Source organism: Saccharibacillus sacchari DSM 19268 (assembly GCF_000585395.1).
GTDB classification, from domain to species: domain Bacteria; phylum Bacillota; class Bacilli; order Paenibacillales; family Paenibacillaceae; genus Saccharibacillus; species Saccharibacillus sacchari.
Genome location: NZ_KK073875.1, coordinates 192605 through 207964, shown reverse-complemented (window position 1 = coordinate 207964; position 15360 = coordinate 192605). Strand labels below are relative to the sequence as shown.

Below are 15360 nucleotides of genomic sequence, written 5' to 3'. Positions count from 1 at the left end.
GAGGCGGTTTTTGCAGCGGAAATGTTCAAAAGTGCGGCACGAATCCGGAAGCGGAAGAGGCGGCGCTTTCCAGTCGTTTGCGATACTGCGAAGGCGTGCATCCTTGATGCAGTTTGAATACGGAAATAAAATAACTCAAATTGTCGAATCCGACCTCCATCGCGATCTCGACGATTTTATGACCGCTGGTTTCGAGCAGTCGGCAGGCTTGCTGCGTGCGATAGCGGTTGAGGTAGTCGACAGGCGTTTTATGGACCATGCTTTTGAAAAAACGGCAGAAGTACCCCTCGCTCATGCCCAGTAGTTCCGCCAAATCGACAAGCTTGATCGGGGAGGCGTAATGTTTGTGCATATAGCCGAGTACCTTTTTTAAACGTTCGATTTTTTCCAGATCGCCGCCGGTTGCGGTCGGAACATTTTCCCGCATATGACCTTGCAGCAGCGCGAAAACCTGATACAGTCGGGCTTTGGTCGTTAATTGGTAAGCGGGAACGGAGCGTTCGTTGTCTTCGATGATCGCGGCGATCAAATTCAAAATTTCGCGCTCCCACGGTTCCTCTCCGGTGATATGGGAAGGAGGACGGACCTTTTTTTGCAGCAAAGGTTCGATAAATTGTTCCTGAAGATGGTCGTAACCCCGGCTGGATAAAAATTCTCCGTCGAAGACGACAGCCGAGAATGCGCAAGGTTCATCGCCGATCCGTCTGCCCGCATGCAGCTCGCCGCCGTGAACGAACATGGCTTGGCCCGTCCGTACTTCGTGATATTCGGTGCCGATCTGAAAGCTGACGGTGCCGCGCGTAACGATCGTGAATTCCATTTCTTCGTGCCAGTGGGAGTCCATAATGGTGGTGTAATCGAGGTCTTCCATCACGTAAGAGCTGACCGGATACATAGGGTTGCCGTGGATGCGTTCTTCCTTCAATAAAGCACGGTTCATGAGAGGCTTCTCCTTCTTTTTGGCGTCAAATATGAAATCGTTTCCAAATAGTGGTCGATAAATGAGCGATTTTTAAGGTTGTGGTCAAAATATTGATAATTTATATCAAAATAACGGAAGAAATTTCGTTTAAAGATCAATATCATTATAAACGTAGTCACGGCGATCGAACAAGACGCCGAAGGCATTCGACAACTGCCAAGGGGGCTTATTACGAATGAAATTTACTGATGGATATTGGATGGTCCGCGACGGATACAATCTGCAAAACCCGGTTGATATTCGCGACGTTGTACAGAAGGACGATTCCTTCACGGTATACGCGGCAACGAAAAAAGTAGAAAAACGGGGCGATACGCTGAACGCGACGCTGCTGAAAGCGACATACAGCTCGCCGATGCCGAACGTGATTCGCGTCCGCTTGAACCGTCACGCCGGCGGCGTGAAACAAACTCCGGAATTCGAACTGTACGGCTCGGAAACGAACGTGCAGATTACCAATAACGACGATCTGCTGGCGCTGCAAAGCGGCGAGCTGAAAGTCAGCATCGACCGCAACACCGGCTTCGCGTCCGAGTTCCACTACGGCACTCGCCGCCTGACCGGCAGCGCGTTCCGCCGCGCGGCGCATATCGAGAACAAAGCGCAAGGCAAAACGTACTTCCGCGAGCAGCTGGATCTGGGCATCGGCGAATACGTATACGGCTTGGGCGAGCGCTTCACTCCGTTCGTGAAAAACGGCCAAACGGTCGATATCTGGAACGAAGACGGCGGCACGAGCAGCGAGCAGTCGTACAAAAACATCCCGTTCTACCTTTCCAATAAAGGGTACGGCGTATTCGTGAACCACCCGGAAAAAGTATCGTTCGAAGTCGCTTCGGAAAACGTGTCGAAAGTACAATTCAGCGTCGAAGGCGAAACGCTGGAATACTTCATCATCGGCGGCGAGACTCCGAAAGACGTGCTCGACAACTTCACCAAGCTCACAGGCAAGCCAGCGCTTCCGCCGGCATGGACATTCGGCCTGTGGCTGACGACTTCGTTCACGACGAACTACGACGAAGAAACGGTTAACCACTTCGTCGACGGCATGAGCGAACGCGATCTGCCGCTGTCCGTATTCCACTTCGACTGCTTCTGGATGAAAGAATACCAGTGGACCGACTTCGAATGGGATAAAGACGTCTTCCCTGATCCTGCGGGCCTGCTCAAGCGCCTGAAAGACAAAGGCCTGAAAATCTGCGTCTGGATCAACCCTTACATCGCGGAAAAATCCGTGCTGTTCGAAGAAGGCATGGAAAACGGCTACCTGCTCAAACGCAAAGACGGAAGCGTCTGGCAGTGGGATATGTGGCAAGCGGGCATGGGCATCGTCGACTTCACGAACCCGGCTGCGGTGAAATGGTACCAAAGCAAGCTTGAAGAGCTGGTCGACCAAGGCGTAGACTGCTTCAAGACGGACTTCGGCGAAAGAATCCCGGTGGAAGACGTGGTCTACTTCGACGGTTCCGATCCGGTGAAAATGCACAACTATTACACGTTCCAATACAACAAAGCGGTCTTCGAAGTGCTGGAAAACAAACTCGGCAAAAATGAAGCGGCGCTGTTCGCCCGTTCGGCAACGGTCGGCGGTCAACAATTCCCGGTTCACTGGGGCGGCGACTGCTCGTCGACTTACGAGTCGATGGCGGAAAGCTTGCGCGGCGGCTTGTCGCTCGGCGTATCCGGCTTCAGCTTCTGGTCGCACGATATCTCCGGTTTCGAGCAAACGGCTCCGGCTGACGTTTACAAGCGTTGGGTGCAATTCGGCCTGCTGTCTTCGCACAGCCGTCTGCACGGCAGCGACTCGTACCGCGTGCCTTGGCTGTTCGACGAAGAAGCGGTGGACGTACTGCGCAAGTTTACCAAGCTCAAAAACTCGCTCATGCCGTACCTGTTCAACCAGGCTGCGGAATCGGCGGAACGCGGCATTCCGATGATGCGTCCGATGTTCCTGGAGTTCCCGGAAGATCCGACATGCGCACCATTGGATCTGCAATATATGTTCGGCGATTCGATCCTCGTCGCTCCGATCTTCAACGAGCAAGGCGACGTGACGTACTACCTGCCAGCCGGCAAGTGGACAGGTCTGCTGGACGGCCAAGTGAAAGAAGGCGGACGCTGGTACAGCGAAAACTACGACTTCATGAGCCTGCCGGTCTTCGTAAGAGCGAACACGCTGCTTGCGGTCGGCGCTCAAGACGACAAACCGGATTACGATTACGCGGAAGGCGTAACGCTGCACCTGTTCGAGCTTGAAGACGGACAAACGGCTTCGGCGAACGTGATCGGTCTGGATGCGAAGCAAGTGGTCGAAGCTTCCGCTGTACGCAGCGGCGGCGAGATCAAAGTCAACGTGTCCGGCGGTCAAAACGTGAAAATCGTACTGCGCGGCATCACGTCGGCGGCAGGCGCGGAAGGCGCTTCGCAAGAAGCGGGCGAGCAAGGAATCGTGCTGACGCTCACAGGCGGCAGCGCAACCGTTAAGCTGTAAAAGAACACGGATAAGGGGTAGAGTTTCTTCCTGACGGGAGAAGCTTTACCCCTGCTTGCGTATGGAAGAAAATTTGCATTCGGCAGCAACGTTTGCAGGATCGGGCATGTTTTCGGGTCAGAAATATGAGAGCGCTTTATTCATAAGGAGGAACGAAAATGACGGAATTGTTTTTGGATATCGAACAGCCGCCGGAGGATCGGATTCGCGACTTGGTTGCCCGACTGACGCTTGAAGAGAAATTGTCGTTGCTTCCGACGCGTCAAGTAGCGGTAGAACGTCTGGGCATCCCTGCTTATAATGTCGGAGGCGAGGCTGCGCACGGCGTGGCATGGAAAGGCGTCGCTACCGTATTCCCGCAGCCGATGAGCTTATCGTCCACGTGGAACAAGGAGCTGCTGCGCGAGATCGGTTCGGTCATTGGAGACGAAGCGCGGGCTTATCATCATAGCGCGCCGGAGAAGCATGGGTTGACACTGTGGGCGCCCACGGTCGATATGGAGAAGAACCCGCTGTGGGGGCGCACGGAAGAAGCTTACGGGGAAGATCCGCATTTGACGGGTAAACTCACGGCTAATCTGGCGCGAGGGATGCAGGGCGAGCATGAATTTTATTTGAAAATGGTGGCGACGCTGAAGCACTTCTTCGCCAACAATAACGAAGTGGGACGTCTGGACGGTTCGTCCAGCGTAACGCCGCGCAATATGCGGGAGTATTACTTGGAAGCGTTCCGTATCCCGTTCGAAGAAGGCGGCGCGTTATCGATGATGACCGCCTACAACTCGATTAACGGGACACCGGCGATCGAAAGCCCTTATGTGCAAAAGTTCGTCAAAGACGAATGGAAAATGGATGGCTTTATCGTCTGCGACGGCGGTGATTTGTCGCAGACGGTCAATTTCCACAAGTATCATGAATCGCATGCCGAATCGGTAGCAGGGGCGTTGCTTGCGGGCGTCGACTGTCTCACCGACGACGTGGAACTGGTGATTCCCGCGGCACGCGAAGCGCTGGAACGGCGCCTGATCGTCGAAGCGGACGTGGATCGTGCACTGGTCAATATTTTCCGTGTGCGCTTCCGGTTGGGGCAATTCGACCCGCAAGAAAACAATCCGTATGCGCAGATTCCGGAATCCGTATTGTGCGCTGCGGAACATGCCGAACTTGCCAAGCGTGCGGCAGAGCAATCGGTTGTGCTGCTGAAGAACGACGGCATTCTGCCGTTGCGCCGTGCGGAGACGAAGAGTGTGGCCGTTGTGGGACCGACCGCAGATGCGGTCTGGGCGGACTGGTATAGCGGCACGTTGCCGTATCGCGTATCGATTTTGGACGGTATCGTAACGAAGCTGAGTGGAGAAGTGAACGAGCACGATTCGGCTGGTGAACTCTCTCGACGTTCCCGGGAAGCAGCAACCGTACAGGAAGCAAATGATGCGATTGCAGCCGTGGATGAGCCGGCCCGCTGGATGGCGCTGCGCGAGCAGACAGCCGCCGGACTGACGAGTAACCATGCAGCAGAGCAGACGGGAGTCGTTCGATATGTGGAAGGCAGCGATACGGTGCGCTTGGTTGACGCCAATGACGGGAAAGTGCTTCGAGTACGCAGTGATGAGACAGGTGTTCTCAGTGTGCAATCCGAAGAATCCGATGCTTCATCCGATGTTTCTTTGCTTGAATTGAACCGCTGGGGCTGGGGGCAGCATAGGCTCCGCGCTCATGCCAACGGTCGATTTGTCAGCGCGCAGGATGATCAGCCAATCGGAGCTTCGGCCGAACATATCGGAGGATGGTTCGTCAAAGAACTGTTCGATCTTGAAGAAGGCTTGGACGGCGAGATCACGCTGCGTCAGCGGAATGGAGCCCCGATCGGTTGGAGTTCATCGAAGGGAGTATCCGCTACGGATACACCTATAGAATCGGAAACTCTTTTAGCCGGAGAAAACGATCGTACGCTTCGAGCTTTGATCACGGAGGGCGAAGATGCCGCTGCCCCGCTGCGACTGGAGACTATACAAGACGGAATCGCCCAAGCGGCCGAAGCGGCGCGTCTGAGCGATGTCGCGATCGTCTGCGTAGGCAACAGCCCGTATATTAACGGCAAGGAAGAGATTGACCGTCCTTCGCTGTCGTTGCCGCCGAGTCAGGAAGCCTTAATTCGCGCCGTGCATGCAGCCAATCCCAATACGGTTGTCGTGATTGTCGGCAGTTATCCGTTCGTTCTTGGCGAAATTGCGGACCTGGTTCCCGCTATTCTGTATAACGCGCACGGCGGGCAAGAGATGGGCTCGGCACTGGCCGATATCTTGTTCGGAGAGGTTGCTCCGTCTGGCCGTCTGAGCATGACCTGGTATCAGTCTGAACAGGATCTGGCGCCTATGATCGACTACGATATCATCAAAAGAGGTCAGACTTACCAATATTTCGAAGGCGACGTGCTGTATCCGTTCGGACATGGATTGACTTACAGCAGCTTCGAGTATGGAACGCCGATTCTTGAACAAGAGGCTGTAGCGGCTGAAGATACGATTCGCGTGACGTTCGAACTGACGAATACGGGCAGCGTCGACAGCGAAGAAGTTCCGCAATTGTATGTTCGGGCTGAAGCTTCTTCGGTCAAACGTCCATTGAAGCAGCTCAAAGGGTTTGAACGTATCCGGGTTCCGGCGGGACAAAACGTGACGGTCGCTTTCGAGTTGCCCGTGGAAGAGCTGGCATTCTGGGATGTGTCCCGAGACCGGTTCTGCGTCGAATCCGGCGTCTATACGCTGCTGATCGGTTCATCGTCATCGGATATTCGTACGCAAACGGCTGTGACCGTCGTCGGAGAACTTGTTCCGCCGCGCGATCTATACCAGACAACTCGCGGCGAAAACTTTGACGATTACGAGCAGGTGCTGCTGGATGAAGGCGAACGCGGAGCAACAGCGGCGGCTCCCGTTCACGCTGATATACCGGGCGAGTTGATTTTCCGAAATGTTGATGTGTCGCAGGGAATTTCGGGTTGGAAGTTGCGGGTACGAAGCGGAGAGTCGGTAGGGCGTATCGAGTTGCGCCTCCATGGATCAGAGGGGGAGTTGCTTGGGAGCGAAGAAGTAGCCGCTTCCAGAGTCAAAGCTTGGCATACGCTGGACACCCAGCTTCTTAAGCAAGTGGCTCACTCCGAGACTCCGGCACTGCTGCATATCACGCTGCATGGGCCGATCCGTTTAAGCGAACTGACTCTGGTTCCGCTTCGTTCCTGATCCAAGCGTCAGCTTGACAGCTTTGGAGCCGCCCCTTATGGTCAAGGGGCGGCTTATTTATAATCAACAGAACGGAGCGATTGAGCATGGGGGTTAAGTCGATTACGGAATCGATCCGAAGCGTAGGCGTCTGGGTAGGGCTTCCGATCCAAGTATGGATCGTGGCGGAACAAGACGGAGTTACGCTGGTCGATACGGGGATGTCCTTTATGACCAAGGGGATTTTGAAAGCTATTGAAAGAATGGATGCAGGCCCGCTGAAGCAAATTCTGCTGACGCACGGACATTCCGACCATGTCGGCGGACTTCAAAATATTTTGCGAGTCCATGATGTGCCGGTCTATATGCACGCGACAGAGATTCCTTATGCCGAAGGAGAAAAGGCTTATCCGGGCAAAGATAAAGCTCATGTTCATGTGGAAAAAGGGATTTTACAGCCTCTTCCGTTTGTTCAAGGGAAAAGCAAGGAGCTGGCCGCTCACGGGTCGCTGACACCGTATTGGACGCCCGGACATTCTCCGGGACATGTCGTGTATTTTCATCAAGGGGAGAACGTGCTGCTGGCAGGGGATTTGTTTAACGGCAAGCGCGGCAAGTTGATTCAGCCCCGCTTTACGCCGGACCCGGAATTGGCAATGCGCAGCGCTTTCGCTATCGTGCGGGAACTTGATCCGGAACGAATCGAGGTCTGCCATGGATCTACGGTGTATCGACCCGCAGGGAAGCTTGACGATATGGAGGCGGAGATCCTGCGTGCGCGCGAGTTGGAAGCCAAGCTTAAAGCGCGGAAAGATGCCAAAGCCAAGGCACGATAACTTTTCTCCGAGAACTTGCGCGCATGGCGATTCGCATGCTAAAAAAACCTCCTTTTCGCGGCTTGCCGTACGAAAAGGAGGTTTTTTTGGAGAATGTTCGAACCGCGCAGACTTGCCGAAACGCTTGGCAGCGCAGAGCCTTTCGCGGCTGTCCGGATTAGCGATATTCAGGTCTCGATTGCGGGGCCGTCGCCGTACCGCTCGGCATTGCGTTCGATTTTGCGGAAAGCTTCCGCCAGCAGTTCCAGTTGTTCCGGCGAAAAATCTTCGATCATGGCGGCGTTGTGGTGCCGCTCGATCACGGACGTCTCTTCGGTGACCTGACGGCCTTTTTCGGTCGGATAGATCAGGTAAGCGCGTCGGTCCGCCCGGTCGCTGCTGCGCATGATCAGTCCTTTGCGATGCAGGACATTGAGAATGCGGGTCACGGTCGGCTGATCTTTGACCGTGCGCTCGGCGATTTCTTTTTGGTTCATGCCTTCCTTGAAGCAGATGCAGCACATGACGGACCATTGCTCGGGCGTCAGGTCGTAATCTTTAAGGTTGGCGGCGAGACGGTTGCTGACTTTTCGATAAATGACGCCCAGTTGAAAACCGATCGAATCTTGCGGCTGATACAAGGCTAATCCCCCTCTTGCGCGGCCGAATTCCGCGCCCGCGGTTCGACCTGCTTATTCTGGCTTTGGTGCTTGCTCACGCAAGTATACGAACTTCGGAAAGCGGTGTCAAATGTACGATCAACCAAACGAAGCAGATTCGGAAAAAACGGAAAAGCCCTTGCGCGAAAAGGAACTTTTCGCAGGCTGCGTTTCGGTTCGTCGGGCGTCGCGCCGTTACCGGTTCAGCGTTTCGGTTGAGGTCGAAGCCTGAGGAAACGCGTCGTCGGTCTCGGGAAAACTCAGCGTGATCGACGTGCCTGCTCCGGGCTCCGCCTCGACATTGATCGTACCCCGGTGCGCGGCGACGATCGCGTAGGCGATGCTCATGCCCAGTCCCGATCCGTCTATGCTTTCTTCAGTGTTCGTTCCGCGGAAGTAACGGTCGAACAAACGGGATTTCGTGTGTTCGTCCATGCCGACGCCGTCGTCGCGCACGTTCACGAGCGCGTTTCCGTTCTCGGACGTCACGCCGATCAATACGGTCGTGCCCGGCCCGTTATGCTTGACCGCGTTGGAGATCAGGTTGTCGAGCAGCCGCTGAAACCATTTGGCGTTCGCCATGATCGCGATCCGGCCGCGGCTTTCTTCGAAATCGAACGCGACGTCCGTGAGCGTGGCGTCGTTCACGTAACGCAGTACCGCCCGGCGCACGAACTCGTTCAGTTCGAGCGGCTCCAAATTTTCGCCGGGCGTATGGTTTTTCAATTCAAAGGTTAGCGAAAAATCCTGAAGCAGCTCAAGCATGTAATCGCTTTTTTCGCGAACGGTCGTGCCCATATCGCGCAGTTCGGCCTCGCTCCAGCGGAATTGGCCGCTTTCGAGCAGATGTCCGTACCCTTGGACGGCCGACAGGGGCGTGCGCAAGTCATGCGAGATGCCGGCCATCCATTCCTCGCGCGAACGTTCCAGCTTCAGGCGTTCGCTGCGCGCTTGCTCCAGGCGGGCCGCCATGTCGGAGAAGCCGGCGATTACTTCGCTGTACAGTTTGTAGCGGGTGCGGAAGCGTCCGTTTTTGCGGAAAATTTTGCGCTGCTCTTTTTCCGTGAACACCCGGTCGTATTCGCCGCGGCCCATGCGCTCGAAGCCGCGCATGAATAGCAGGAGCGGTCCGCCGTAGCGATAACCGTGCCAGGCGGCAAGGGCGAGCGCCAGCAGCAGAATCGCGCCGCCGACGATCGCGGAGACGGTCAGAATCGTGCGCAGCATCGGCTGTTCGGGCGAAGCAATACCGGAACGGGGCGACTCCAGCAGCCAGGTGTATCCCGTAGCCGGATCGTCGTACGACGAAATCCTGAAGGCCGCGTCGTAACGATGCTTGACGAGATCAAGACCCCCGTAGCCTTCCGTATCGCCGCGAAGCCCGACGCTTTGGATGACCTGGCCGTCCGGGTCCAGCACGCGAAGGGACGCGCCCGAACCTTTGGCTTCGGCGTCCAGGAGCGCCGAAGAAGCTTTATCCCCGATCCGCCCGTTTCGGGAATAAAGGTCGAACCATTGCTTCAGTTGTTCGCCTTCGACATCTTTGCGGCCGAGCATGTACAAGCTGTTGTAGCCGTCGAATTCTTCGTAAAGCGTGGCGACTTGGTAATCGCCCAGCCTTAGCGAATCAGCGATTCGAAGCAATTGGATGGCCGAATAGCGGTCGGGCACGTCGTCCGGCACGTTCGCCGCATAGATCGTTTTGCCGTCTTCGTTCACGATCTGAAGCCAATAGCCCATATTCTCCAGCTGCTTGTCCCATAACGCGGACAACTGCGCGCCTCCCCCGTCCACCATCGTCTCCAACGACAGCGAATCCAGGATTTTGGAAGGCGAATCGCTTTGCAGTTGATCTTTGCCCATGAAATAAAGCAGGACGAACATGGATACGAATACGGTAACCAGCACCGAAATCCAGATCGCGAAAAATTGCAGCGTAAAATGCAGCCCGAGCCTTCGGGCGATCCGCCCGGCTTTGAGGTTCATGTTTTTTTTCATGGCGAAGCCTGACCTTTGACCAGCTTATAACCGAGCCCGCGAACGGTCAGCAGATGCTTGGGCGCACCCGGATCGGCTTCGATCCGCTCGCGGATTTTGCGAATATGGACCATGACCGTATTGTCGTCGCTCGCTCCGTCGAAACCCCAGACCGATTCGTACAGCTGCGATTTGGAAAAAACGATATTCGGATTTCGGCACAAAAACAGCAGCAGCTGATAGGCCTGTGCGGGGCAAGGAACGGGATCGCCGCCGACGCGCAGCTCTCCGGCCCGTTCGTCCAGCACGAAGCCGCCAAAATCGTAGCGCTGCCTGGAATCGGCGGGCGCTGCGGCCGGAGCGGAAGAAGACGGTTCGGCGTTTCCCCGTCGCAGCCTGGCTTTGATCCGCGCCGCGATCTCGAGCGGATTGAAAGGTTTGATCACGTAATCGTCGCCGCCGACGGCGAAGCCGGTGAGGCGGTCCAGATCGGTCGTGCGGGCGGTCAAATAAATCAGATGGGCATCCGACATTGCGCGAATCTGCGGTCCCAGCTCGAAGCCGGTCCGATCCGGCAGCATGACGTCGAGCAAAATGACGTCCGCGCCGTATTCGCCGAGCAGCCGCATGCCTTCGGCGGCCGTGCCCGCGGTATGGATATGTTCGAAGCCTTCTTTGCGCAGGACCATCTCGATCATCTGCACGATAGCTTTTTCGTCGTCCACGATCAAAATTTTGGCTGGCTGGTGCATAAACGTATTCCTCCTGACGATCATCCGGATCGATTGGGTTCGACCCGGTTTTTTCAGTGTACCAGACAAATCTTAACCCGCGTTAAAGCAACGGGGATCTTTTTTCGCCGCGTTAAGCAAACGTTAAGATACGCTTTAGCGTCTATTCAACGCGGGACGTTAAGCTTAGTGCAGAGGTGATGGAGTTGACGAAAAGTAAAAGGATTCATTTGATTGACGGTTTGAGAGGATTCAGCCTGTCCGGAATCATCGTGGCGAACATGCTGATTTTCCAATACGGCCTGTTCGGGGAAACCATGCCTGAGTTGTTCGGGATCGCGGGAGCGGATCTCGCGTTCCATTCGTTCCTGTTCATCGCGGTCGTCGGAAGCTTCATGCCGATTTTCGCCTTCATGTTCGGATTCGGCATGGTGAAGTTGTCCGACAGTCTGAAATCGCGCGAACTTCGGCCGAAATGCCATCTGGCACGCCGCTTTTTGCTATTGTTTGTTTTTGGTTTGCTGCACTCGCTATTTTTGTGGGAAGGGGATATTTTGACTTTTTACGGGGCGACCGGATTTTTCCTTCTGCTGTTCCTGAACCGCAAACCGAAAACGCTGCTTGTCTGGGCGACGCTGCTGCTGGGAATCATGGGCATTCTGGGTGCTTTTCCTTCCGATGCCGACATGACGGAGTTCGGGGACTCGGAGCATACGCGAACGTACGTCATGCAAAGCCGCGACGTGTACGGGAGCGGAACCTATGAGGAAATCAAGGATTTCCGCAATAACGCCGATCCGTTCGGAATGGGCGAGACATGGATCATGGCGTTCGCCGTCCTGCTCGCGCCGCTGATGATCGCGCCCATGTTCCTGCTGGGGATGAGGGCGGCGAAGGTCGGTACGTTCGACGACCCCGTCGCCATGCGGCGGACGTACGCGCGCCGAGCCGCCGTTTTCGTTTCGGTCGGCTTGCTCACCAAATCGTTCTCCGTACTCGCGCCGCAGTTCGGCGCAAGCGGACTGCCGGGGGTCGGGATCGGTGATACGCTGGGCGGATCGCTGCTGGCGCTGGGTTACATTTACGCGTTTGCGCTGCTTTACGCAAGCCGCCGCCGCTTCGCGATTTTGAAGCGATTCGAGGCGGTCGGACGCTTGTCGCTCACGAATTATCTGATGCAAAGCGTCATATGCACCACGATCTTCTACGGGTACGGATTGGGATTGTTCGGACGCGCCGGAGTCGCGGTCGGAACGCTGATCGTGCTGGCCGTATATGCGGCGCAGCTGTGGCTCAGCCCGTTGTACTTGAACAAATTCCGCAACGGCCCGGTCGAGAAAGCGCTGCGCGTCTGGACGTATCTGTCCCGGAAAGGGCAGCCGAGGAAGCCGGTGCGCGTCGAAGCGCCGGAGAACGCCGAACTTTCCGAACGGATTCGTGCCTGACGGAATGTCAAAAAGCCCGCTCGGGAAGAGCGGGCTTTTGTTATAAGGAAACAAGCCGGCCGTGCGAAAATCAGGCTTTCGTATCGGCTTTTTCTTTGACGGAGTCGGCGGCTTTAGGGACGCTTTCCCAGTCTTTGAGGAATTGGTCGATGCCTTTGTCCGTCAGCGGATGCGCCCACAGCTTCGGCAGGATCGAACCCGGAATGGTCGCGATATGCGCGCCTGCCAACGCGGCTTGCTGGACATGGCCGATATGGCGGATGCTGGCTGCGATGATTTCGGATTTGAGATCGTACGTGTCGAGAATGGTGCGAAGATCCGAGATCAGCTCCATGCCGTCCACGCCGATGTCGTCGAGGCGTCCGATGAAGGGGCTGATATAGGTCGCGCCCGCTTTGGCTGCCATGAGTCCTTGCGCCGCGGAGAAGATCAGCGTCACGTTGGTCCGGATGCCTTTTTTGCTGAGCTGGCTGCATGCATACAGGCCTTCTTCCGTCATCGGGAGCTTAATGACGACGTTCGGTGCCCATTGCGCGATTTCCAGCGCTTCCGCGATCATTTCGTCGCCCTTCAGCGATACGACCTCGGCGCTGACAGGACCGGGAACGATCGCCGTGATTTCCTTGATTACATCCTGAAATTGGCGCCCTTCTTTCGCAATCAGCGAAGGGTTCGTCGTCACTCCGTCCACCAAGCCCAAACGCACGATCCGTTTGATTTCATCCAGATTGCCGGTATCCAAGAAAAATTTCACGTCGATTCCTCCTCGAAAAAAATTAGGAAGTTTTCGTGTTGTTTCCGCGAAAAACCCCGCATCTATTACTTTCACCTTTTCAAACGATTTTGACACAATTTTCTCGGAACTATGCTTGGAAGCTTGAATCGAACCCTTAAAACTCGATATAATTACAAATAGTCGACTCTGTACGCTGGCGGCACTCTGTCGTTACGTAAGAAACGGACAAACTTGAGGATAAGGGGAAAAGGGATGAGTAAAAACAAAAAGCCGGCGCCGAAAAACGGCAAGCCGCAGGGTGCGAAGAAAAACACGGGGGGAGCCGCAAGACCGCAAGGCACGCCGAGACCGCAAAATCAAAATACGGCCGCTTCCCAGTGGACGTCGGGTTCGAAGCGTAAAAAGAGCAACTTGGGCATCATCGCATTGGGCTTTGTTGGCTTGATCGTCGTGTTGGCGGTACTGATCTTCGTGCTGACGAAGGTAGGAGAAAACCAAACGACTTCTTCCGCGGAACCCGTGATCTTGACCAGCTATGACGCTTCCAATCAACCGACGCTCGGCAACCCGGATTCGAACGTGCAAATCGTCGAATTCGGCGATTACAAGTGCCCGGATTGCAAAATCTGGACGGAGACCGTACTGCCGGAACTGCAAACGAAGTATCTCGATACCAATGAAGCTTCGTTCCAATTCGCGGATTATCCGTTCCTCGCAGACGATTCCATGCTGCTGGCGCTGGGCGCACAAGCGTTGTACGAACAAAATCCGGAATACTTCTGGGCATACAACAAAGCTGTCTATGCGAATCAGGACACAAGCAAGGTTCGCGAGAGCTGGATTACCGAAGACTACATCGTCAACCTGGTCAAAGAAAACGTGCCGGATGCCGATATCGAGAAATTCACGAATGATCTGAAAAATAAAACGTACCAGGCAGCGGTCGATGCGGACGTCAAAGCCGGGGACGATAGCAAAATCACGGGTACGCCTTCCATTTTCGTAAATGGAACAAAGGTCGAAAATCCGACGCTCGAAAACGTGGAAGCCGCGATCGAAGCAGCAAAAGCAAGCTAAATCCATTTGACGCCTCATGCATAAGCACCCTCGACAGACGATGGCCGGAAATTCCGGTACGCTGCCGCAGGGTGCTTTTTTTAAAACAAACGATATGGGCAAGTAGAGCGTTCTTATAAAAGGATCGCAAAGACAGAAAGGATGATCGGAATGGGTTGGCCGGATGGAGAATTCAGACAAGATGTTAACGGAAACATTGTATATGAGACGACTTCGCATGAACCCGGAATCATGGAACGCATCAGCGGCTTTTTTGACGGGGCGCCGCTTTGGTTCGTGATTCCGTTTATTTTGATTATGGGCTTGATTACTTTAACGTTTGTATTCGGCATCGGCTCTGTAATAATCAAGTCAGCCAAGGAAAAACGCAGTAATGAAGCGGCAGGTATTTTGACCGTGCCCGCACGCGTATTCGGCAAGCGCGAAGAAATGAGGGGCGGCGGAGAATCGAGGGTTCGGACGGTTTACCACCTTGCGTTTGAATTGGAGAACGGCGAGCGCAAGGAATTCCAGGTAGAAGGCGAGCATTACGGCGTTACGGCTGAAGGCGATTCGGGTATGTTGACCTTTATGGGGACGAAGTTCGAGAAATTTGAGCGTGCATGATCAACCGGAGCTTAATAAAGGAGAGAATCGACTGATGCAAACGAAAATTAACGAGGTCACGATCAAAGTAATCCGCGGCGACATCACCGAATACGCCACCGATGCGATCGTCAACGCGGCCAACTCGTCGTTGCTCGGCGGAGGAGGGGTCGACGGAGCGATTCACCGCGCGGGCGGGCCTGCAATATTGGAAGAGTGCCGCAAGATCCGCGATCGCCAAGGCGGCTGCGATACGGGGGAGGCGGTCGTGACGACGGCAGGCAAGCTGCCCGCGAAATTCGTCGTGCACACCGTAGGACCTGTGTATCAAAACGGGAACAAAGGCGAGGCGGAGCTGCTGAAGCGCTGCTACGCGAACTCGATTCAAGCAGCCGTAGACGTCTCGGCACGGCGCGTTTCTTTTCCGAACATCTCGACGGGCATCTACGGGTATCCGAAAAAAGAAGCGGCGGAAATTGCTGTGACGGCTGTAAAAGAAGTCATTCAAGCGCATTCTGCCGAGTCCGGCGAAACGTTTCTGGAAGAGGTGGCTTTCGTCTGCTACGATGAAGAAAACGAACGACTTTACCGGCAGCTTTTAGAGAAAAAAGATCGGTAAATCGGCAAAAGGAGAACCCGAA

General features: G+C 55.1%; 12 protein-coding genes. 7 read left to right on the top strand and 5 right to left on the bottom strand.

Annotated features, from left to right (window positions below; genetic code table 11):
- Nucleotides 1–25: 25 nt before the first annotated feature.
- Nucleotides 26–940 (bottom strand): helix-turn-helix transcriptional regulator, encoded by a 915-nt coding sequence (locus SACSAC_RS00920; protein ID WP_037282542.1) that lies wholly within the window; start codon nt 938–940, stop codon nt 26–28.
- A gap of 217 nt (nt 941–1157) precedes the next feature.
- Here SACSAC_RS00920 and yicI point away from each other — a divergent pair, with 217 nt between their 5' ends.
- The 3 genes from yicI (at nt 1158) to SACSAC_RS00905 (ending at nt 7530) form a co-directional block, all read left to right on the top strand.
- Entirely contained in the window at nt 1158–3473 is a 2316-nt protein-coding gene (gene yicI, locus SACSAC_RS00915; RefSeq protein WP_037282540.1) for an alpha-xylosidase, read from the top strand.
- A 158-nt stretch (nt 3474–3631) separates the two neighbouring features.
- Nucleotides 3632–6715, top strand: coding sequence for a glycoside hydrolase family 3 C-terminal domain-containing protein (locus tag SACSAC_RS00910; protein WP_037282538.1), 3084 nt, complete (start codon nt 3632–3634; stop codon nt 6713–6715).
- Between the two features lie 86 nt (nt 6716–6801).
- Complete coding sequence (locus SACSAC_RS00905; protein WP_037282536.1) at nt 6802–7530, top strand: MBL fold metallo-hydrolase; 729 nt, start codon at nt 6802–6804, stop codon at nt 7528–7530.
- Between the two features lie 167 nt (nt 7531–7697).
- Here the strand turns inward: SACSAC_RS00905 and SACSAC_RS00900 are convergent, their stop codons facing one another.
- The 3 genes from SACSAC_RS00900 to SACSAC_RS00890 all read right to left on the bottom strand — a co-directional run bounded on the left by SACSAC_RS00900 (nt 7698) and on the right by SACSAC_RS00890 (nt 10897).
- A complete protein-coding gene (locus tag SACSAC_RS00900; RefSeq protein WP_037282534.1) occupies nt 7698–8150 on the bottom strand; it encodes a MarR family winged helix-turn-helix transcriptional regulator in 453 nt (150 codons plus the stop codon).
- 213 nt (nt 8151–8363) lie between these two features.
- The gene (locus tag SACSAC_RS00895) at nt 8364–10166 is read right to left on the bottom strand and encodes a sensor histidine kinase (RefSeq protein ID WP_051506761.1); all 1803 of its coding nucleotides are present in this window, start codon (nt 10164–10166) and stop codon (nt 8364–8366) included.
- Nucleotides 10163–10897 (bottom strand): response regulator transcription factor, encoded by a 735-nt coding sequence (locus SACSAC_RS00890; protein WP_037282532.1) that lies wholly within the window; start codon nt 10895–10897, stop codon nt 10163–10165. Before SACSAC_RS00890 ends, SACSAC_RS00895 begins: the two co-directional genes overlap by 4 nt.
- A 179-nt stretch (nt 10898–11076) precedes the next feature.
- On the opposite strand from SACSAC_RS00890, the gene SACSAC_RS00885 reads away from it, so the two are divergent.
- Nucleotides 11077–12321 (top strand): DUF418 domain-containing protein, encoded by a 1245-nt coding sequence (locus SACSAC_RS00885; protein WP_037282529.1) that lies wholly within the window; start codon nt 11077–11079, stop codon nt 12319–12321.
- A gap of 70 nt (nt 12322–12391) precedes the next feature.
- Here SACSAC_RS00885 and fsa read toward each other — a convergent pair whose 3' ends face one another.
- Nucleotides 12392–13075 (bottom strand): fructose-6-phosphate aldolase, encoded by a 684-nt coding sequence (gene fsa, locus SACSAC_RS00880; RefSeq protein ID WP_037282527.1) that lies wholly within the window; start codon nt 13073–13075, stop codon nt 12392–12394.
- Nucleotides 13076–13309: 234 nt separating this feature from the next.
- Here fsa and SACSAC_RS26650 point away from each other — a divergent pair, with 234 nt between their 5' ends.
- The 3 genes from SACSAC_RS26650 to SACSAC_RS00865 all read left to right on the top strand — a co-directional run bounded on the left by SACSAC_RS26650 (nt 13310) and on the right by SACSAC_RS00865 (nt 15338).
- A complete protein-coding gene (locus tag SACSAC_RS26650; protein ID WP_051506760.1) occupies nt 13310–14134 on the top strand; it encodes a DsbA family protein in 825 nt (274 codons plus the stop codon).
- A gap of 150 nt (nt 14135–14284) precedes the next feature.
- Nucleotides 14285–14740: a DUF2500 domain-containing protein gene (locus tag SACSAC_RS00870; protein ID WP_051506759.1), complete on the top strand. Its 456-nt coding sequence runs from the start codon at nt 14285–14287 to the stop codon at nt 14738–14740.
- Between the two features lie 34 nt (nt 14741–14774).
- Nucleotides 14775–15338, top strand: coding sequence for an O-acetyl-ADP-ribose deacetylase (locus SACSAC_RS00865; protein WP_037282525.1), 564 nt, complete (start codon nt 14775–14777; stop codon nt 15336–15338).
- Nucleotides 15339–15360: the final 22 nt, after the last annotated feature.

Coding starts and splice junctions, on each gene's coding strand:
- SACSAC_RS00920 (WP_037282542.1), bottom strand. CDS start 940: ATGAACCGTGCTTTATTGAAGGAAGAACGCATCCACGGCAACCCTATG.
- yicI (WP_037282540.1), top strand. CDS start 1,158: ATGAAATTTACTGATGGATATTGGATGGTCCGCGACGGATACAATCTG.
- SACSAC_RS00910 (WP_037282538.1), top strand. CDS start 3,632: ATGACGGAATTGTTTTTGGATATCGAACAGCCGCCGGAGGATCGGATT.
- SACSAC_RS00905 (WP_037282536.1), top strand. CDS start 6,802: ATGGGGGTTAAGTCGATTACGGAATCGATCCGAAGCGTAGGCGTCTGG.
- SACSAC_RS00895 (WP_051506761.1), bottom strand. CDS start 10,166: ATGAAAAAAAACATGAACCTCAAAGCCGGGCGGATCGCCCGAAGGCTC.
- SACSAC_RS00890 (WP_037282532.1), bottom strand. CDS start 10,897: ATGCACCAGCCAGCCAAAATTTTGATCGTGGACGACGAAAAAGCTATC.
- SACSAC_RS00885 (WP_037282529.1), top strand. CDS start 11,077: ATGGAGTTGACGAAAAGTAAAAGGATTCATTTGATTGACGGTTTGAGA.
- SACSAC_RS26650 (WP_051506760.1), top strand. CDS start 13,310: ATGAGTAAAAACAAAAAGCCGGCGCCGAAAAACGGCAAGCCGCAGGGT.
- SACSAC_RS00870 (WP_051506759.1), top strand. CDS start 14,285: ATGGGTTGGCCGGATGGAGAATTCAGACAAGATGTTAACGGAAACATT.
- SACSAC_RS00865 (WP_037282525.1), top strand. CDS start 14,775: ATGCAAACGAAAATTAACGAGGTCACGATCAAAGTAATCCGCGGCGAC.